Raw genomic sequence first — 18969 nt, 5'->3', positions numbered from 1 at the left:
AACAAATGTTTTTTTGCGCGAAAGCGTAGTGCTAACGCAGCGTCAGCAGCATGATGTGGTCACTCAGTCATTGCCACAGGACGTGGCGTTCTTAGACTGAGTTCCTCTATTTCAGCTGGTGTTTGGACACCCGCTGAAAGAAGTTAAATTAAATGCAAATATTAAGGGGAATAGACAAAATGGAGAATGTCGAGCAATTAGAAAAGCATTTACAGGAAATTCAAGCATGGGAAAAAGATCAAAAGGATTTGTGGTTTTTTGATAAATTAGGTCGCATCCCATTTAAAATCTTAGATAAGATGACACCTACCTTCCTGCAAAATAAAATAGCATTACTAGTTGATGAATTAGGAAGCTATATTCAAACAGGTGGTAAATATTTAATTAATGAACAAGCAATGATGCAGAAAATCCGTAACCAATCTTCGTTTCAAAATATTTTTGCTATATCCGATATTAGTCAAATGCCACTAGAGGATATGATTGCGCTAAGTGACAAATTACAAAATGAGCGTGTGAAATTCGCAACAATGCAAGGTGCTTCTACTGGCTTTGGCGGTATTTTCACATTGGCTATTGATATTCCTCTTATTTTAGGGATGGCTTTAAAAACATTGCAAGAGATTGCGATCATTCATGGCTATGATCCGAACGATAAAATGGAGCGTATATTCATTGTAAAATGTCTCCAATTCAGCTCCGCCGATATTGTCGGCAAAGAAGCAATATTGAAGGAACTTTCGTCCATGTATGATACTACTAATAACACAGCAGAAAATATGATTTCACAACTGCAAGGTTGGAAGGAAGTATTCTTTACGTATCGCGATCAGTTTGGTTGGAAAAAGCTGTTCCAAATGATTCCGATTGCCGGGATGATTTTCGGTGCCTTTGCAAATAAAGGCATGATGCAAGATGTTGCCGAAGCAGGTATTATGCTCTATCGTAAGCGACGTATTTATGAAAAAATAAATGAACTAAACAAGCAATAACACGAACTATATCAACATTGAAAAAGATGACTCTGACAGTATAGGTTGGAGTCATCTTTTCATCTTTTCATCTTTTCATCTTTTCATCTCTTATTCAATATCTATATCTACCACTACATTTTCAAGGTACTCATCAAGATTCCCTTTATTTACAGCTTGCATAATAGTTGATTGATCTTCCCTATTCTCTAAAGATTTTATTATTAAATATCCTACATTTGGATAGTAATGAAGCCAATCAAAAAAGTTGTCCATATTCGTCGTTACTTCATTTACTGTATGGAAGCTATAGACGGTGCCAAACACATCCACCATCTCGTTCATCCATCTACTATAAGCCTCGTAACGATTATCATTATGCAAAATTGTTTGAAGTCGTTTGGCAGGCATTAATTCCGTAAAGACAACTAATTCTGTATTTGGAAATGCCTCTTTTATAGCTTGAAGCCTTTTCCGATAGTCATGATCATACATAAAAGGCTTGGCTGACTCTACTTTAAAATTTTTCTTAAATTCTTGCCACGACTGCTCCATATCATCATTCGGATATGTAGTTTGTGCAATATTATTACGCGTGTAACTACGAGCACCGTCATAATGATTTGCCTTTGAGATATCGTAATTAAAACGGGCATAATGCATAGTGCTTTCTGAAAATAAAGATTTTATTGCATAAAATGGTGCCTCAGACGTCTCAATATAAGTTTGCGGCGGATTCAATGTATTAGGTTTACTAGTATTAGCTGAATCAAAATATAACTCAATAAAAATCTTCTTAAACGGCTTACCATTTTTCTTTTCAGCATATTTCATATAAGGCAAGTATTCTTCTATCTGCAGCCCACTTAATGAATAATTATAGACACTTTCTGTTGTAAAGGCCCTTTCATCAAGATATGTAATCCTGCTCGTTCCAATTAGCAAACTATCATAATTGAAATCATGGTTATTAATATAATTTGTTTTTAATTGTCTTTCATCAAAGCCAAGCTGATAGTCGTTAAAGTCATTGGCATGTGTGTAATTCCACAGAGGATCAATATAATAATTGAAACCCATAATTCCGAAAACAGGTAATCCTATTACGATGAAGGATGTGGCAAACAATTTTACTAACCATTTTTTCGGATCCAAGTTAATTCACACCTTTATTTAGAAATTAAAATATAAGAATATACTATTTTTCTGCATATAGTAGATCGATATAAGAACTAGCGCAATCATACATTGCATATAAATGATTGCTCCCCAATTAAATGTCATCTTATCCATTAACTGAATAGAATTTAAGGCAGTAAATGCAAGTACAAGTGTGATTAAAAGTCCTACAACAATCACGATTGGATCACTTAATGTTAATCCCATAACACTAAACGCTTCCGCTTGAGCAAAATTAGTAAGTGGCTCAGTAAAGAAGCTAGTTATAGATTCCATATTTGGCGTAAACATTTTAGATATAATAGTATTTGCTTGCTCGAGGCTTGTTGCACGGAAATATACCCAAGCAATGTTAACAAATTGGAAAGTTATAAACCACGAAAGTAAATAAGGAAGTTTAACACCTGTTTTACTAAAAAGTCTTACCACAACAGACGCAAAACCATGCATAAGTCCCCATAAAATAAAATTCCATCCAGCGCCGTGCCAAAATCCACTGATGAAGAAAATAATTAAAATATTTATATAAGTCCTAAAAGCCCCTTTTCGGCTACCACCTAACGGAAAATATACATATATAGTCAAAAACCGGTTCAAGGTCATATGCCACTTTTTCCAAAACTCCTGAATATTACGCGCTTTGTAAGGGGAGAAGAAATTTACTGGCAATTTAATATTAAATAATAAGGCTAAACCAATCGCCATATCGGAATATCCACTAAAATCGTAATAAAGTTGTACGGTATACGATAAGGAAGTAATCCACGCTTCTACAAAACTTAAGTTACTATAATTTTCAAAACCTGCATTAGCCCATATGCCCACCGTATCCGCAATAACAATCTTTTTGACTAAACCGATGACAAAGATAAATACGCCACGTGCAACATTGTCATGAATAATTTTTCGATTTTCTTTAATATCATACTGTGGAAGCATTTCATCATGTTGAACAATTGGCCCCGCTACTAATTGCGGGAAAAACAAAATGAACAACGCATAATTGCTAAATTTATAATGAGCTGTTCCATCTCGATAACTATCAACAATAAAAGCAATTTGTTGAAATGTAATAAAACTAAGCCCTAATGGTAGCAATAAATGCAACAATGCAAAATCTGTACCAAATAAACTATTAATATTTGTAATGAAAAAATCTGTATACTTATAGTAGCAAAGTATTAAAACATTAAAGATTACTCCGATAATCATATACGTCTTTCTCAGACGATTATTGCTATTATTAATGATCCGACTTAAAGCAAAGTTCACAATGATTGAGACCGTGATGATTGCTAAATAAGTTAACTTAAAATAACCGTAAAAAAACAAAGAGCTCAGTACCAACCAATAAATCGCATATTGTTGGTTACTGAATCGATTTAAGAAAAAATAGACTACAAATGTAATTGGTAAAAATAGAAAAATAAATTCAAAGGAATTAAAAAGCACTCCATCACTCTCCTATTAGCCATTCCTTTATATTCGCGCTTCATTATACAAGAGGCCAAACATAACATTATATTTTAAAATTGACCTAAAACAAATAACAATATCAAAATAAAGTAAAGAAATACAAAAATCCATATAATAATATCGTATTTTAACAAATATTTGAAGAGATTTCTGTACTATGTAGAAAGTATGGCTCTTCGGCAAAACGAGGGGTTGATTTCCGTTCCGACTGGGCGCTTTGCCGCTGACGCTTCGCTTTCGCACAGATAAAACATTGCCGCTGACGCTTCGCTTTCACGCAGAGCAGAGCTTCCTGGGGGCGTCCGATGAGCCGCTTGGGGCAACAGGATGTTGGTCACGAAGGCGTTATCACAGGACGTGATGCTTTTAGCCTTCGTTCCTCTGGCTGCTCGCTCCAGGGTCTCGGGGCAACAAATGTTTTCTGTGCGAAAGCAGAGTGTTAACGAAGCGTCAGCAACAACTTAAGCAAGGGAAGCAGCTCGATGCTCGCCCACAGAAAGCGAGTAGCCTGAATCGGAAATCACCCTCATTTAAAGAGCCACAACATTCGCCAAAATCCCCTTGACCATTTTGTTTTTTCACACTATAAAACCCCGTATAGTGTGTATCTATACAGGGTTTTATAGTTTTATATTTTAATTAATATTTTCCCTTGATGCTGACGACTTTCCATTAATTCATGGGCTTTCTGCATGTCCTCTAATGCAAAAACATTGGCAATTGGTACTTGGAAGCTTTCATCTTTCAATAAAGTAAACATCTCCTGTGCAACTTGTTGTAGCATTTCTGGTTTGAAAGCTCGAGTCGTTCCTAAGCTAAAGCCTTTCACATTGCGGCAGCTACTATGTAAATCAGATGTTTTTATATTTCCTGCCTTGCCACCACTATTTCCAAATTGCACTAGCGTACCATAAGGAGCTAAGCAGTTAAAACTCTCTTCCGTAATATTGCCTGCAATTGAGTCAAAAATAATGTTAACACCTTGACCATCCGTATATTCATTAACTTGTTCACTAAAATTATCATATGTCAGTACATGATGTGCACCTAGTTCATAGGCAATTGGCGCTTTCTTCATATCACTAACCGTGCCAATAATTTTCTTTGCACCTAGCTTTTTCGCCATTTGAATAAGCATTGTCCCTACCCCACCGGATGCAGCATGAATTAATACACGATCGTCCTTACTAATTGGAGCAATTTGATGTGTCAAAAGATAGGATAGAAATGAAACTGTTGGCACAGCAGCTACCTTTTCCAAAGGGACATCATTTGGAATTTTAAAGACAAGCTGCTCTTTCGCCACCACATATTCTGCATAGGCTCCATTTTTCGGGAATGCAATGACTTGGTCCCCCTTTTTAAAAACACTACTTTCATCAAAAACTTCTTCCACTACACCTGCTACATCTAAGCCAAGTATCATCGGAAAATTCGCTTTTGCCTTATTACCTGTTCGGTTTTTAATATCAGCAAAATTCACACTCGTATATGACGTGCGTATTAATACCTCCCCTGCCGAAATAGTAGGCTTTGGACATTCCACATACTTTAAAACATCAGAAGTGCCAAACTCATTGATGATAATAGTCTTCATAAATTCCCCCCTCCTTGTTATAGTAAAATTATACAATAAAAGGATCATCACTAAAACGTGTGGTTGATTTCCGTTCCGACTGAGCGCTTTCCTGGGGGCGTCCAACCTCCACTCAACCAATATACATGGCATACGTTTTAATAAATGTCATCCACAACTTTTGGTGATGAACCTAATAAAAGGAAGAAAAATGGAGGGATTTTTATGAAAATTAAACCAAGAAGAGAACAACATAATGGCATTGCATACAATTACTTTGACAGCACTAGCGATAAAGTTTGCTTTATGTTCTCTGGCACAGGCTATACTTATGAAAAACCACTTCTTTATTATTCCACGGTACTGATGCTAGAGCTTGGCTATGATGTTGTACAGGTATGCTATACATTTGATCCGCAGCAATTCGAACAGGAGCCAGAAGCTATTTCAGAAATGGTTTATAATGCTGCAAATCCTATTGTAAACTATATTTTAAGCACCAAATCTTATACGGAAGCTGTATATATAGGAAAATCACTTGGAACATTGGCTATCATAGATTTTTATATGCAACAGCCTTCACTTGTTCCTTCTCGTTATGTACTTTTAACTCCCTTATTGGCTCTTGAACATATCATGCAAAATTTATTAGAAAAACAGACGTTTTTAGCAATTGGTACAGCTGATCCTCATTACTCTAAAGAACGTTTAGAACAACTTTCTTCCCATGAGCTTGCTATTGTAGAAAATGCTGACCATTCTCTTGAAATAGCTACTAATACAGTAGAATCAATCATCATTTGCCAGTCACTATTAACAGCGCTTAAAGCATATCTTCAATAAGATTATCAGAACCTTTTCGTGAAATATCGATGTGTTCTCAAGATTTATCGGAACAATTTCATAGTTTATCGGAATGTTTCTCACATTTATCGGAACACTTTTTTATAAGCAAAAAAAAATACGGCTTGAGCCCATTAAAATAAGACTCAAGCCACTTTTAGACTTTTTTAAACTCCTTCTTTTGAGTATTCGGGGTTTCTTTGATGAACAATCTGTGTTCCTGCTATATCACCAGTAATATTGACCACGGTATTCCCCATATCTACAATTGGAGAAACAGCCGCAATGATTGGGATTATTGTAAGAGGAAGACCCATTGTAGAAAGCAATAGTGATGCCGTCACAACATCCGCCCCTTTCACTCCTGCGCAGCCCATTGCAAGAACAACACCTAAAAAAGCAGTTTGTAAAATCATACTGAACGTAATAGGGAGCCCATATAGATTAGCCGCGAATACAGCTAGTACACCTAATGTGGATGCTAATCCATTCATATTAAGTGTAGCGCCAAGTGGAAGTGTGAAACCATATATATTTTCTGGTATTTTAAGTCCCTTTTTTGAAACCTCCATCGATGCAGGGAGTGTTGCACTACTTGATGTTGTACTACAAGCTACAAGCATAGCTGGACTTATTTGTTTGTAAAAGAAAACTGGACTGGTTTTTCCTAATACTTTTAACATAATCGGATAGACCACTAAGAGAATAATTAAAAACCCAATAAATGCTGATAATACATATCGACCAACTTCGATCACTACCCCAAACCCAAGCGTTCCGACAACATTTGCGATTAATGCCATAATTCCATATGGAGCAAAATTAATAACAATTTCAGCAATCTTAATCATCAAATTTGCGCCTTCATGAGCTAATTCCTTAATTCTATTCACTTTGTCTCCAAGAAGAACAATTGCAACTCCGACAAAAACAGCAAAGATAATAATTTGAAGCATATTTGTCTCTGCCATTGATTGCACAGCGTTTGATGGAAACCATTGAACAATATTATCAAGAAAACTAAATTCCTCTCGTTCGATAGTTTCTGTTTTACCAAGAAGCCCTACCTCCCCTTTACCTGGTCTGATCAAAAGGGCTGTAACAACGCCAATAATTGTCGCTAATAAAGTGGTAAGTACATAAATAATCATTATTTTACCACCGATAGACTTTAACATTTTAATATCTTCAAGCTTGGTAATACCCGATACAATACTGAAAAATGCCAGTGGAACGATGAGCATTTGTAACAAGCGAATAAAAATGTCCCCGATAGGTTTTATAATGGCAACTTTGGGTCCAAAGACAAAACCTAACACAATGCCTACTAATACCCCGATGAAAATCTTTACATATAGCTTTTGATTCCTCCACCACTTCATGCAAACACCTCCTTATTCTTCAATCAAAACCTGAATATTCAGTTAATTCAACCTACAATATTTAACTATCTACTATCTGTATTAACCTTCATTTTTTTTAAGTGGCACTTAAATTTTTGTGTAAAAAATGAGCCGTTACCAAAATATAGAGTGGTATTTTTATTAAAACGTATGCCCTAAATAAGTTGAATTGGAGTGAAGACTGAACACCCGCAGGAAAGCGCCCAGTCGGAATAGAAATCAACCCCACGTTATATTGATGAGCCCAAAAATGGACTCAATTAAAATATTTCAACATCTTGATAGTTCCGCACCAACTTAGTTATTTAAATGACACTTAACTATATTTTAAAGGTTAATGTAAGTCCCCATTTTATGTTTAATAGCCTTGTCATAAAAATACTTTGCAACTACAATGTCTACAACCGCTAATCCTACCGATTTAAATAGAGTAATTTCTTCTGCACTTTCTCTCCCGTTTAGTTGCCCGTCAATAATTTGTCCGAGTTCTCCAAAGATATCACCCGAATCAAAGACCCCTTCGTTTATTGGAATTATTATGTCACCAGTCTCTTCTAGGGCTGCTTCTTTAGATTCAACTACTACTTTTTGAGCTGAAGAAAGAGCATGAGATGGCAATTCCTGCATCGTAGGTCTGAATGAACCAACCGCATTTACATGAACACCAGGCTTTAACGATTCTGAAAAAACTGGTGTTGAAGAATTGGTTGTCGTAACAATAATGTCAGCTTTAAGTACTGCTTCATTCGGATTTGAAAAGACTTGTACATGCTTATCAAATTTGTTTCTAATGTACTCAGCAAATTCATGTGCTTTTTGCTCCGTTCTATTATAAAGAAGAATTTCTTCAATATCTCGTACAGCTAATATAGCTTCAACTAGACCTTTTGCTTGTTCCCCCGTGCCGATGATGCATAACTTTTTTGAATCTTCACGAGATAAATACTTCGTTGCAACACCTGATAAAGCACCCGTTCTAATCATTGTTAAATAAGAACCTTCTAGAAGAGCAATTGGTTCCCCAGTGTTAAAGTCTGATAGCATTACTACGCCCGTTATCGTTTTCTTACCTAATTCTTTATTATTAGGTGCTACTGTTACTATCTTTAATCCGACACTACTAAGTTCTTCTGCTACAGATGGCATAATTAATGCTGTATTTTGGCCTTTATCAAAAGGCAGAGCAGCTCGAATAGGTGTAATAGTTCTATTTGCTGAAAATTCCCTCAAGGCAACAGCCACACATTCAATAACTTCATTCATATCTACTAAACTTTTTTGTTCATCTGTACTTATAACTAACATAGTTCTCCACCTTTTTTCTAACTTTATGATATTCTTCTTTGGTTTAAATTTTAGATTACTAAATTGGGCGAAATCAGCAGCAAATTTACTTTAATAAAAACCCTCTATTAAGGGGATCATCTGGACTAATCACGAATTGATGGAAACCTGTAATAAAGGCATTCCCAGTAACTTTTGGAATAACAGCTTTATAGTCATCGACTTTCGCCAATGAAAGTATTTCACCCACAAATTGTCCATCCGTTATACTTTCATGAATAAAACTTCCACTTTCCTTCAGTACGCCACGTTCGTATAAGGTAGCTACTCTTGCAGCAGTACCCGAACCACATGGGGATCGATCAACCTGTTTATCTGCAAAGATTGTGACATTCCGTAAATCAGCATTGCTGTCTTTCGGATTATCAGAGAAAATTACACCATAGATCCCCGTTATATCTTCAAACGGATGTTTTACTTCAATTTGACTTTCAATGTAATGTTTAATTTTGTCACCCGATACTTGTAAATCCCATAAATCTTTGTTGTTCACTTTCAAGCCAACTTTTTCACTATCAACCACGGCATAAAAAGCACCGCCGTATGAAATATCCACATCAAATTCGTAACCATCAATTTTAATCGGAAAATCTTTTCTATAGACAAAAGAAGGTACATTTTCAAAGGAGACCGATTCTACTTTAGTTCCTCTACACTTTGCATACGCTGTTACAGGCCCACACGGACAATCAATAATCAGTTTATCGGTTTCATCTTTTACCTCAATCATGCCTGTTTCAATAGCCATCGTCACTACCGCAATAACGCCATGGCCACACATTGTACTCCAACCCTCATTGTGCATAAACAACACACCTAGATGTGCGCCTTCGCTTGCTGGTGGAGTAATAATGCAACCATACATGCCATCATGACCTCTAGGCTCATACATTAATACTTCTCGAATATGATCTAAATGTTCCATACAATAGGCACGTCTTTCTAGCTGCGTATCCCCTTTAATTTTTGGTAAACCTCCAGTAATAATACGTAAAGGTTCTCCAGATACATGGAGATCAATCGTAGTAAACATTTTTTTGAATTCCATCATTCTTCCCTCCAATTTGTTTGATATTTAATACACTTGTTAATAGCCGACATCTCGACAAACACGATTTTTAATCATAGCTTTAATTATCTGCATATATCCTTTAAAATTTAAACGTGACTTAAATTTTTACCTAAAAAAATTGCATTTATTAAATGCTATTTCATGATTTACTTAGATTTGAACTTGATTATTTCATAAAAAGTTCAACTTCATAAAGTTTATGTAAGCATAAAATTTAAATACCACTTAAATTTTATCAAAAGATAAAATTAGGCATGTAAAGCGTTTACAACTATTATACACTTAATTTCTGAATATTCAATATTTCTTCAGAAGACTTCTACTTAAAAAGTTAAACGCCAACAGATCTCGAAGTTGGAAACAACTCAAACCCAAAGGCTACCATAACTTTACAACAATTTAAGTATTATATATACTTTATTACAATAAGACTATATTTGAGGTTGATAAAATGGATCAAGATATAGGAATTTTAATAAAAAGACTTCGTAAGTCAAAAAAAATGACATTAAAGGAAGTCTCTGAAAAGACAGATTTATCGATAAGTTTTTTATCTCAAGTAGAACGATCTCTTTGTTCTATTACATTACATTCCTTGCGCAAAATATCTGAAGCTCTTGGTGTTAGTCCTAGTTATTTCTTTCCGGATACAATACAAATGGACAAAGGTATGATTAGGCGAGGAACTTATAAACAATCCGAACATAAGTCATCTTTTATTTATTCGGACCTTTCTGGAAATGTATCAAATCCTATATTTGTACCGATTTTAGTAACCTTATTACCCGGAGACCAACGAGAGACCCCTTTTTCTCATGCAGGACAGGAGTTTATTTATGTCACCGATGGAATCTTGACGATCATTCTTGATAATACTGAATATGATCTTTATCCTGGGGATAGTATTCATATGAATTCGACCATCCCCCACAACTGGTTTAATAAAACAGATAAACCTACAAATTTTATATTTATTACTTCCAATTCCATCAAAGTTTAAATTAATACCATAAATCCACTAACTGACGCATTGCTTCGTTTATTATGACGAAACTTAATAGATGGCAAGAGTCAATTTTTCACCTATTTTAATTAAACAAGCCAGCAGCCCTTTATATTGAAATGAAAGGCTACTGGCTTTTGTTTTTAAAAATATTTTTCGATTTATCGGAATATTACAAAAGTAATACTTTACTAAAAATACAAATTTATGCTACACTAGCGAAAATACATTGAAGAGAAGAGTAAATAAGGCTGTTCTTCCCAGAGAGCTCGAGTTGCTGAAAACGAGTAGGAACGAATTATTGAAACAAGTCTCGGAGTAGCGCATTGGATTTCTACTTGAATGATGGTGCGACGGGAACTCCCGTTACAGAGTAACAGTATAAGCATAAGTGTGTATGCCGTACTGAAAAGGCTATTATGGTGACATAATAGTGAACTAGGGTGGCACCACGTGAATATAAATTCCACAATCTCGTCCCTAAGACAAATCGTCTTGGGGGTGGGATTTTTTTGTTTAGTTACTTGTAAATAAACACTAGGAGGAATTTATATGGGGATGAATAAATTATTAGAAGCGTGGCGTTATCCGGCTATATTATTGTTTAGTATTGGCGTTTCCAGTGTTGGGAGCTGGATCTATTTTATAGCTTTAAATCTTATTGTCTTAAACCTTACGGGGTCAGCTATAGCTGTGTCTGGTTTATATATCGTTAGAGCATCATCTACACTTTTTGCCAGTTTTTGGTCAGGTAGTTTGATAGATCGTTTAAATAAAAAATATCTAATGTTTGTTCTCAACATTTTCCAATATTTACTAATTGTCATACTACCTTTCTTTTCTACTTTAGCTTGGATTTATGTCTTAGTCTTCGTAATCACCATAGCTAGTTCTATGTATCATCCAACTTCCATGACTTACATTACGAAATTGATACCCATAGAACAAAGGAAACGTTTTAACTCGCTTCGTAGCTTACTCGATTCAGGCGCATTCATAACTGGTCCAGCCATTGCAGGAATGCTTTTTACGATTGGAACACCTAATACGGCCATATATTTGAATGCCATTGCTTTATTTTTATCAGCCTGTATCACATTAGGTATGCCTAATGTTGAAGCCAATCAACAGCTAGTTAGTAAAGCCGATGAGAAAATCTCCTACAAGGTATTATTCAATGATTGGAAACTTGTTATAAGATTTAGCCTTAAAAATCCCTATATTATGGTGATTTATTTTTTATTTAGTGCGATGATTGTCATGATGACAGCGACAGATTCTTTAGAGGCTGCCTTTGCTACTCAAGTACTTTCATTATCCGAAGGTGAATATGGTATTTTAGTAAGCATAGCAGGTGCTGGAGTATTAGTTGGTTCTTTACTGAATACAGCAATCGTAGAAAAAGTGTCGACTGCTTGGCTAATAGGAATGGGTTCGTTAATAACAGCATTAGGCTATTTAACTTTCACATCCTCTTACACATTTCTTATCGCTTCTTTTGGATGTTTTCTTTTGTCCTTCGCAACAGCCTTTGCCAATACAGGTTTCTATACCTTTTATCAAAACAATATTCCTGTCGACAGTATGGGGAGAATAGGAAGTATCTACGGTTTTGTGGAAGCTTTGTTCGTAATAATCATAACTGCCATCTTTGGAGTTGCAGCTGAAATTATTTCTATTCGATATGTTGTTATATCTGCAGCCATCATCATGTTTGTAGTAGCAACGATACTGCTAATTTTAAATATTCAACCTTCAAAGGCCAGATTTTATAGAAATATTTCTGAACTTAATGAGTAGAGGGAATTTTAATACTGTCGCCGCTTCGCTATGCAAACGGAAGCAATAGCGATATAAAAATCGTAGCGCCTCCTATTATAAGGGGTGCTACGTAAAATGTTGGGATAAGACATAATGGTATTCTACCGTTGTATCGATAGCTCTATTCATAGTTTCGGCTTTTCTATCCATCGCTCTGTCGGGGCTATCCACGATTTTGGCTGTTCTATCCACGACTTTGATGGTTCTATCCACGACTTCGGCCGCTCTATCCACGACTTTGACTATTCTATCCGTCACTTTGACTCTTCTTTCCGTCGCTTTGGCCTTCCTATCCGTCGTTCTGACTCTTCCTTCCGTCGCCCCGACTTCTTTCCGTCGCTTCGGCATTTCTTTCCGTCACTCCGACTCTTCCTTCAGTCGCTTTGGCCTTCCTATCCGTCGCCCCGACTTCTTTCCGTCGCTTCGGCATTTCTTTCCGTCACTCCGACTCTTCCTTCCGTCGCTTTGGCCTTCCTATCCGTCGCCCCGACTTCTTTCCGTCGCCCCGACTCTTCTTTCCGTCGCTTTGCCCTTCCTATCCGTCGTTCTGACTCTTCCTTCCGTCGCTTCGACATTTCTTTCCGTCGCTCCGACTCTTCTTTCCGTCGCTTCGGCACTTCTATCCGTCACTCCGACTCTTCTTTCCGTCGCTTTGACTTCTTTCCGTCGCTTTGCCCTTCCTATCCGTCGTTCTGACTCTTCCTTCCGTCGCTTTGGCCTTCCTATCCGTCGCTTTGATTTCTTTCCGTCGCTCCGACTCTTCTTTCCGTCGCTTCGGCACTTCTACCCGTCGTTCTGACTCTTCCTTCCGTCGCTTTGACTTCTTTCCGTCGCTCTGGCTCTTCTTTCCGTCGCCCCGACTTCTTTCCGTCGCTCTGGCTATTCTTTCAGTCGCTCTTACTGTTTTTTCTATCGCTTTGACTCTTCCATCCATTTTTATGGCTGAAATGCCGAGCACTCACTTCTCCCTAAATCGTATGTATACCCTAATAAAACTAAAAAAGGGCATGAATTCAATATAACAATTGAATCATGCCCTAAAAATATTAATACGCTAAGCCGAATAGCGCTTTGATATGTGTAAGATAGCGAATGTTAGACGCTTCTTTCATAAGTGTTGCAGGAAGACCTTTCAGTTCTGTGTTGCTAGCACCGATCGTCGCAACAGCGTCTTTACGGCCTAAGCTTGCAAGTGTACCAGAGTTAATTGCAGAGAAAGTCTTCATCTCTTGGTTTTTGTATTGTGCGAATAAGTTGTAGCCAGCGCACTCACCCATTTGCCATGCAACTTGAGCAGTTGGTGCGTATAGCGGGCGTCCGCCATCAGCTGGTAATGCAACAGATGCGTCACCAATTACGAATACATCTTCATGAGATGTTGATTGTAAGAATTCGTTAATTGTTGCTTTACCGCGGTCAGCAGCAAGGCCAGACTCGCCTACGATTTGAAGTGGAGCTACCCCGCCTGTCCAAATAAGTGTGTTGGCAACGATTGGTTCACGATCTTTAAGAGCGATGACATTACCATCAACGCCTGTTACAGGAGTACCTGTAATGAATTCAACGCCACGTTTTGTTAAGCTTTCAGTAGCACGTTGGATAAGTACATCTGGAAGTACTGGTAAGATTTTTGGACCAGCTTCAACAAGTTTAATTTTAAGATCAGCAAAGTTAACACCGTGTTTTGCTGCGATTTTCGGGAAGTTGTCCACGATCTCACCAACAAGCTCTACACCTGTTAAACCGCCACCACCGATAACGATTGTTGCATCTGCTTCGTCTTTTGTTTGCGCATATGCTTTAATACGGTCTTCGATGTGTTTGTTAATTTTGTTTGCTTCGTTCACTGATTTAAGTACCATAGAGTTTTCTTCTAATCCAGGGATACCGAAGAATCCAGTTTGGCTACCTAAAGATACTACTAATGTATCGTAATCTAAAGTATAACCAGTATCTAGGTCAACTTTTTTAGTGTCTACATTGAATTTCGTTACTTTAGCAATTTGTAAATCGATATCTAAACCTTTAAAGATTTTTTTAAGTGGTAAAGCAACAGCACCTTCAGCAATAGTACCACCAGCTAAACGGTGAAGCTCAGTGATGATTTGGTGTGTTGGGAATTGGTTTACTACAGTAATTTTAGCTTCATCAGCTGATAAATACTTACGTGCAGTTAATGCAGTTAAAACGCCAGCGTAACCAGCACCTAAGATGACGATTTCTTTTGACATGATTAATTAATCCTCCGTCCTTACGAATTGAATATATCTCGAGTCGAGTCTTATTTAGATTTACGTTCAGCGCTTACTTGTAAGAAAGCATTAACAAAACGGAAAACACCTTGAACTTGTGGGTCTTTTAACATTTTCATAAGACCGAATAAACCAATTACTTCTTGGCTTTCAGAAGCACGATCTTTCGCTTCAATTGCAGTAGCTGCAAGATTTTTTGCTGAGCCTACTACTGGGCCTGCCATTTCTGTTACAGCACCAACAGTATCGTTTTTCAGCACTTCGTCAGTTGCAACAGCTTGAGCGAACTCATACGATTTTGTTAATAACGTCATCATTTCAGTTAACTTTGGTAATTGCTCAACTAAAGTTGTAAGTGATTCCTGAACCTCAGGCTTTAATAATTGATCTAGCACATCCAGTTGTTCTTGACTTACAGTTAATTGTTCAGACTGTGTTTGGTTATTCGTTTCTGACATTTTGAACTCTCCTTTGCCATCACTATTACTATTTTAATTTTATATTGCTTCCATGTAAAAAAGACCATTAAGGCACTTCTTAACAGTCGTTACAGCGCGTATGTCTTACAAATCACCAGTCTAAGAGCTGGAAAGCAATTTATATGATTTGTTATTACAATGTTAACTTTACTTTGCAAAAAGTGCATCATAATTCCATCCTTATCTTGTCTTGGTGACATTACAAACTCCATTATAAGACTGTTTGCATATTATTTCAATGAGCTAAATCACAATTTCGACAATCTTTTCAATATTCATTGATTTTGTCAACTATATATTGTATTTAAGTTCGCTTTTCATCCATATTGCTAAAAAATACAATATTTTCAAACGTAAGGCTCATCACCATAACGTGTGGTTGATTTCCGTTCCGACTGGGCGCTTTCCTGGGGGGCGTCCGATGAGCCGCTTCACTCGCGTTGCTCGCTCCAGGGTCTCATTTGTGACGCTGATCCCCAAGGAGTCGCCCAGTCTCCACTCCAATCAACTTATATACAAGGCATACGTCTTAACAAATGTCACCCACAACTTTTGGTGATGAGCCAAATGTAACTATCTCTGCAAAACATTTGATTTTTAATAATAATTGTTCTTGCTTCGTTTTGTTTTTAATCTTCCCCACCATCGTTCGTGTAATACTTACTATTTTTTATATATAATGAAGGAATTCATTTTCACATCAAAAAATCCACAATCTCTTTCGCACCTAATGCTTCTGACTTAAAAGAATTGATCGCCTACATTTTTTGATTTATTGACCAATTTTTCGAGTATATCAAAACTAATTATGATTTATCACCCAAATCTCCTCATTTATCGATAACAATTATAGAGTCATCAAAAAACCTGTTAGAAGAAAAATTCTACTAACAGGTCCATATCACAAATTATTTAGTTGGTTTTTTCAAATCCATGGAAGCCGCAGCACTTTCAACTTTGACACGTTTTAGGAAGAGTGCTAGCACAAGTGCCACCACTGTAAGACCCGCAGCAATTAAGAATGAGTGAGTAATACCATCCAATAAAGCATTTTGCATAATTTGTTCTTGCATTTGTTGCATTTGCTCAGGTGTTGGTGTAGCACCTGATTGTGCTGCATTTACCTTCGCTTCTGCAATTAAATCCTGAGCTGTTGCTTTTGTACGGTTATTCATAAACGATACCATCAAAGCACTACCTATTGCCCCTGCCACTTGCTGTACAGTATTGTTAATGGCTGTACCATGTGGATTCATCATTTGTGGTATTTGGTTTAAACCGTTTGTCATAATTGGCATCATAACCATTGACAAACCGAACATACGAATTGTGTACATTGATACGATAAATGTATAACTTGAATCTAATTCTAACTTCGTTAACCCGAATGTTGCTAGTGTTGTAATGGATAAACCGGTCATCGCTAACACTCGCGGTCCGAATTTATCAAAAAGCTTCCCTGTAATCGGCGACATAATCCCCATAAGCAGCGCCCCAGGAAGCATCATTAAGCCCGCTTCAAAAGGTTCAATGCCACGAATTGATTGCACATATGCAGGTGTTAAAATCATCCCTGAGAACATAGCCATTGATACGATAACAGAAATGGCCGACCCCAATGCAAACATCGGATATTTATAAATACGTAATTCTAGCAAAGGCTGATCCATACGTAATTGTTTTAACACGAAGATCATTAAGGCGATAAAGCCAACTGAAATCGTGCCATATACCCAAGGACTTGACCAACCCTTATCCCCCGCTGCACTAAATCCATACAGTATACCACCGAATGCTATTGTTGATAATAATACGGATGGGAAATCTAAATGAACTTCACGTGTCTCCATCACATTATCTAATTTCCAAACAGCAAACAATAAACTAATTACAGCAAACGGAATAATCATTTGGAATAGCATACGCCAATCATGGTGCTCAACAATATATCCTGATAATGTTGGACCTATTGCTGGTGCCATAATCATGACTAAACCAAATATCCCCATCGCTGCCCCACGTTTTTCTCTTGGGAAGCTAGTTAACATGACATTCATTAAAAGTGGTGACATTGTTGATGCACCTGCTGCTTGCACCATACGACCCGCTAATAGCATACCGAAGTTAGGTGCAAAACCTGCCATAATTGTACCGATTGTAAAGACTGACATCGCTGCAATAAATAAATGTCTATTTTTAAAGCGTGTTACAAAGAATGCCGAAGCTGGTACCAAAATACCACTTACAAGCATATATCCTGTCGCAAGCCATTGTACCTTAGAGTACGTTGTGATTCCAAAATCTTTCATGATCGTTGGTAATGCAACGTTTAACAATGTGTTATTTAGAAAGGCAACAAAAGCACCCACAAATAAAATAGCAATCATGCCATAGGGGGGCTTTTTCATTGTTTGCTCACTATTCATTTATATCCCTCAATTCCTTCTTGTTTTTTCAATAAAACTTATTTTATACTCGCAGTCTATTTTTTTCAAGAATTAAGATTACAAAATTCATAAACATTGATATATAAGCATTTTCGATGTAGAATGATAGTATAATATTTTAAAAAAGGTGAGGTTATGAATAAAAGAAAAAGACAAATCATTACAGCCGCTCGTGAGCTTTTTATCGAAAAAGGATTAGTGGACACATCCATTAACGATATTATTAGTGCAGCTAAGATTTCAAAGGGCACGTTTTATAATCATTTTTCTTCTAAAAATGAATGCTTAATCGCCATACTAGATGAGGGGCGTGCAGAAGCGAGCAATCGTCGTCACGAATTACTATACGGTAAAGACCCTACCGATTTGGAAGTATTAACACAGCAAGTTGCCGTACTCATGTATGTCAATCGCGAGCACAATCTAATTCAAATTTTTGAATCGGTCACCCACTCTCGTGACAAAGAACTTAAAAAGATTATTTTGAACTATTACTTACAGGAGCTAGAATGGCTTGCTAATCGTTTTGTACAAGTTTTCGGTGAAGAAATTAGTGCACTGAGCTATGAATGCGCTATACAAGCTCTCGGAATGATTAACCTCTCATTACGCGCAGTTTTAATTTCGGATTTCCAATTTATAAGTCGTGAAGCAATTGTCCGTGTAGCATTGCGTAATATTAAAGCAATCATTCCTGTCATGTTGGAATCCAAAGAAGTCATTATAAATGTTGAAATGATTAACGCTATTCAAAATGTGGCGAACTATCAATCCATTAACAAGGAAATGATTGTTGAACAATTGCAAGGATTTATGAAAGGATTGTCTAAGGATGAAACTGTTGAAGGCTTGGAATATACTGAATTTTTGATGGAAGAATTACAATGTGAGAAACCAAAGCTTTTCATCATCGAATCACTACTTACCCCTTTCCGAAAAGCATTTGTTGGGACGGAACATGCTGCTGAAGCACGTGACATCGCCAATAATTTATGGCGCTATGTAAAAATTGAGCGACCATCAGAGAGATGTATATAGAAAAATAGCCGCGCAAACTCATCAATTCATAAAAAAGGCAGTACAAAGTGAAAGATTCATCACTT

At 36.8% G+C, this 18969-nt stretch carries 19 protein-coding genes and 1 other annotated feature; of the genes, 8 read left to right on the top strand and 11 right to left on the bottom strand.

Going from position 1 to position 18969, the window contains the following annotated elements; all coding sequences use genetic code 11:
• The first annotated feature begins 179 nt into the window (after positions 1 to 179).
• Entirely contained in the window at positions 180 to 992 is an 813-nt protein-coding gene (locus ACVWXS_RS14810) for an EcsC family protein (RefSeq protein ID WP_456958768.1), read from the top strand.
• Between the two features lie 90 nt (positions 993 to 1082).
• Here ACVWXS_RS14810 and ACVWXS_RS14805 read toward each other — a convergent pair whose 3' ends face one another.
• From ACVWXS_RS14805 to ACVWXS_RS14795, 3 genes are all read right to left on the bottom strand, one after another.
• The gene (locus ACVWXS_RS14805; protein WP_456958766.1) at positions 1083 to 2126 is read right to left on the bottom strand and encodes a hypothetical protein; all 1044 of its coding nucleotides are present in this window, start codon (positions 2124 to 2126) and stop codon (positions 1083 to 1085) included.
• 18 nt (positions 2127 to 2144) lie between these two features.
• A complete protein-coding gene (locus ACVWXS_RS14800) occupies positions 2145 to 3602 on the bottom strand; it encodes an MBOAT family O-acyltransferase (RefSeq protein WP_456958764.1) in 1458 nt (485 codons plus the stop codon).
• Between the two features lie 179 nt (positions 3603 to 3781).
• A complete protein-coding gene (locus ACVWXS_RS14795; protein WP_456958763.1) occupies positions 3782 to 3964 on the bottom strand; it encodes a hypothetical protein in 183 nt (60 codons plus the stop codon).
• On the opposite strand from ACVWXS_RS14795, the gene ACVWXS_RS14790 reads away from it, so the two are divergent.
• Positions 3954 to 4091, top strand: coding sequence for a hypothetical protein (locus tag ACVWXS_RS14790; protein WP_456958762.1), 138 nt, complete (start codon positions 3954 to 3956; stop codon positions 4089 to 4091). The two genes, ACVWXS_RS14795 and ACVWXS_RS14790, sit on opposite strands and share 11 nt — an antisense overlap.
• Before the next feature lie 163 nt (positions 4092 to 4254).
• On the opposite strand, the gene ACVWXS_RS14785 is transcribed toward ACVWXS_RS14790, so the two are convergent.
• Entirely contained in the window at positions 4255 to 5223 is a 969-nt protein-coding gene (locus tag ACVWXS_RS14785) for a quinone oxidoreductase family protein (RefSeq protein WP_456958760.1), read from the bottom strand.
• A 204-nt stretch (positions 5224 to 5427) separates the two neighbouring features.
• Here ACVWXS_RS14785 and ACVWXS_RS14780 point away from each other — a divergent pair, with 204 nt between their 5' ends.
• Positions 5428 to 6045, top strand: coding sequence for a hypothetical protein (locus ACVWXS_RS14780; protein ID WP_456958759.1), 618 nt, complete (start codon positions 5428 to 5430; stop codon positions 6043 to 6045).
• 167 nt (positions 6046 to 6212) lie between these two features.
• On the opposite strand, the gene ACVWXS_RS14775 is transcribed toward ACVWXS_RS14780, so the two are convergent.
• From ACVWXS_RS14775 to ACVWXS_RS14765, 3 genes are all read right to left on the bottom strand, one after another.
• Entirely contained in the window at positions 6213 to 7427 is a 1215-nt protein-coding gene (locus tag ACVWXS_RS14775) for a dicarboxylate/amino acid:cation symporter (RefSeq protein ID WP_456958758.1), read from the bottom strand.
• A 348-nt stretch (positions 7428 to 7775) separates the two neighbouring features.
• Complete coding sequence (locus ACVWXS_RS14770) at positions 7776 to 8753, bottom strand: ornithine cyclodeaminase family protein (RefSeq protein WP_456958757.1); 978 nt, start codon at positions 8751 to 8753, stop codon at positions 7776 to 7778.
• Positions 8754 to 8838: 85 nt separating this feature from the next.
• Positions 8839 to 9840 carry a proline racemase family protein gene (locus ACVWXS_RS14765; RefSeq protein ID WP_456958755.1) on the bottom strand — a complete coding sequence of 334 codons (1002 nt, stop codon included), beginning with the start codon at positions 9838 to 9840 and terminating at the stop codon, positions 8839 to 8841.
• A 475-nt stretch (positions 9841 to 10315) separates the two neighbouring features.
• Between ACVWXS_RS14765 and ACVWXS_RS14760 the strand changes: the two genes are divergently transcribed.
• The 4 genes from ACVWXS_RS14760 (at position 10316) to ACVWXS_RS14745 (ending at position 13710) form a co-directional block, all read left to right on the top strand.
• Entirely contained in the window at positions 10316 to 10864 is a 549-nt protein-coding gene (locus ACVWXS_RS14760; protein ID WP_374964123.1) for a helix-turn-helix domain-containing protein, read from the top strand.
• A 223-nt stretch (positions 10865 to 11087) separates the two neighbouring features.
• Positions 11088 to 11352 (top strand) — a binding site (T-box leader).
• A gap of 73 nt (positions 11353 to 11425) precedes the next feature.
• Complete coding sequence (locus ACVWXS_RS14755; protein WP_456958788.1) at positions 11426 to 12667, top strand: MFS transporter; 1242 nt, start codon at positions 11426 to 11428, stop codon at positions 12665 to 12667.
• A gap of 114 nt (positions 12668 to 12781) precedes the next feature.
• Complete coding sequence (locus tag ACVWXS_RS14750) at positions 12782 to 13384, top strand: hypothetical protein (RefSeq protein ID WP_456958754.1); 603 nt, start codon at positions 12782 to 12784, stop codon at positions 13382 to 13384.
• Positions 13360 to 13710 carry a hypothetical protein gene (locus tag ACVWXS_RS14745; protein WP_456958753.1) on the top strand — a complete coding sequence of 117 codons (351 nt, stop codon included), beginning with the start codon at positions 13360 to 13362 and terminating at the stop codon, positions 13708 to 13710. The genes ACVWXS_RS14750 and ACVWXS_RS14745 overlap by 25 nt, the downstream gene beginning before the upstream one ends.
• Positions 13711 to 13734: 24 nt before the next feature.
• On the opposite strand, the gene ACVWXS_RS14740 is transcribed toward ACVWXS_RS14745, so the two are convergent.
• The 4 genes from ACVWXS_RS14740 to ACVWXS_RS14725 all read right to left on the bottom strand — a co-directional run bounded on the left by ACVWXS_RS14740 (position 13735) and on the right by ACVWXS_RS14725 (position 17845).
• Positions 13735 to 14919, bottom strand: coding sequence for an NAD(P)/FAD-dependent oxidoreductase (locus ACVWXS_RS14740; protein ID WP_456958752.1), 1185 nt, complete (start codon positions 14917 to 14919; stop codon positions 13735 to 13737).
• A 50-nt stretch (positions 14920 to 14969) separates the two neighbouring features.
• Positions 14970 to 15398, bottom strand: a complete 429-nt coding sequence (locus tag ACVWXS_RS14735; RefSeq protein WP_068985866.1) for a DUF1641 domain-containing protein — start codon at positions 15396 to 15398, stop codon at positions 14970 to 14972.
• Positions 15399 to 15782: 384 nt separating this feature from the next.
• The gene (locus tag ACVWXS_RS14730) at positions 15783 to 15923 is read right to left on the bottom strand and encodes a hypothetical protein (RefSeq protein ID WP_456958751.1); all 141 of its coding nucleotides are present in this window, start codon (positions 15921 to 15923) and stop codon (positions 15783 to 15785) included.
• Positions 15924 to 16327: 404 nt separating this feature from the next.
• Positions 16328 to 17845, bottom strand: a complete 1518-nt coding sequence (locus ACVWXS_RS14725) for an MDR family MFS transporter (RefSeq protein WP_456958750.1) — start codon at positions 17843 to 17845, stop codon at positions 16328 to 16330.
• Between the two features lie 156 nt (positions 17846 to 18001).
• Between ACVWXS_RS14725 and ACVWXS_RS14720 the strand changes: the two genes are divergently transcribed.
• Complete coding sequence (locus ACVWXS_RS14720) at positions 18002 to 18904, top strand: TetR/AcrR family transcriptional regulator (protein WP_374964129.1); 903 nt, start codon at positions 18002 to 18004, stop codon at positions 18902 to 18904.
• The last annotated feature ends 65 nt before the right edge of the window (positions 18905 to 18969 follow it).

Source organism: Lysinibacillus sp. TE18511, from assembly GCF_054062295.1.
Note: the sequence above shows the minus strand (reverse complement) of the source record. Positions and strands in the feature narration are given on the sequence as shown.

What these genes read in the sequence shown, in the direction of transcription:
- ACVWXS_RS14810 (WP_456958768.1), top strand. Translation starts at nt 180, where the DNA reads ATGGAGAATGTCGAGCAATTAGAAAAGCATTTACAGGAAATTCAAGCA.
- ACVWXS_RS14720 (WP_374964129.1), top strand. Translation starts at nt 18,002, where the DNA reads ATGAATAAAAGAAAAAGACAAATCATTACAGCCGCTCGTGAGCTTTTT.
- ACVWXS_RS14785 (WP_456958760.1), bottom strand. Translation starts at nt 5,223, where the DNA reads ATGAAGACTATTATCATCAATGAGTTTGGCACTTCTGATGTTTTAAAG.
- ACVWXS_RS14725 (WP_456958750.1), bottom strand. Translation starts at nt 17,845, where the DNA reads ATGAATAGTGAGCAAACAATGAAAAAGCCCCCCTATGGCATGATTGCT.
- ACVWXS_RS14770 (WP_456958757.1), bottom strand. Translation starts at nt 8,753, where the DNA reads ATGTTAGTTATAAGTACAGATGAACAAAAAAGTTTAGTAGATATGAAT.
- ACVWXS_RS14735 (WP_068985866.1), bottom strand. Translation starts at nt 15,398, where the DNA reads ATGTCAGAAACGAATAACCAAACACAGTCTGAACAATTAACTGTAAGT.
- ACVWXS_RS14790 (WP_456958762.1), top strand. Translation starts at nt 3,954, where the DNA reads ATGTTGGTCACGAAGGCGTTATCACAGGACGTGATGCTTTTAGCCTTC.
- ACVWXS_RS14765 (WP_456958755.1), bottom strand. Translation starts at nt 9,840, where the DNA reads ATGGAATTCAAAAAAATGTTTACTACGATTGATCTCCATGTATCTGGA.
- ACVWXS_RS14760 (WP_374964123.1), top strand. Translation starts at nt 10,316, where the DNA reads ATGGATCAAGATATAGGAATTTTAATAAAAAGACTTCGTAAGTCAAAA.
- ACVWXS_RS14780 (WP_456958759.1), top strand. Translation starts at nt 5,428, where the DNA reads ATGAAAATTAAACCAAGAAGAGAACAACATAATGGCATTGCATACAAT.
- ACVWXS_RS14775 (WP_456958758.1), bottom strand. Translation starts at nt 7,427, where the DNA reads ATGAAGTGGTGGAGGAATCAAAAGCTATATGTAAAGATTTTCATCGGG.
- ACVWXS_RS14740 (WP_456958752.1), bottom strand. Translation starts at nt 14,919, where the DNA reads ATGTCAAAAGAAATCGTCATCTTAGGTGCTGGTTACGCTGGCGTTTTA.
- ACVWXS_RS14750 (WP_456958754.1), top strand. Translation starts at nt 12,782, where the DNA reads ATGGTATTCTACCGTTGTATCGATAGCTCTATTCATAGTTTCGGCTTT.
- ACVWXS_RS14755 (WP_456958788.1), top strand. Translation starts at nt 11,426, where the DNA reads ATGAATAAATTATTAGAAGCGTGGCGTTATCCGGCTATATTATTGTTT.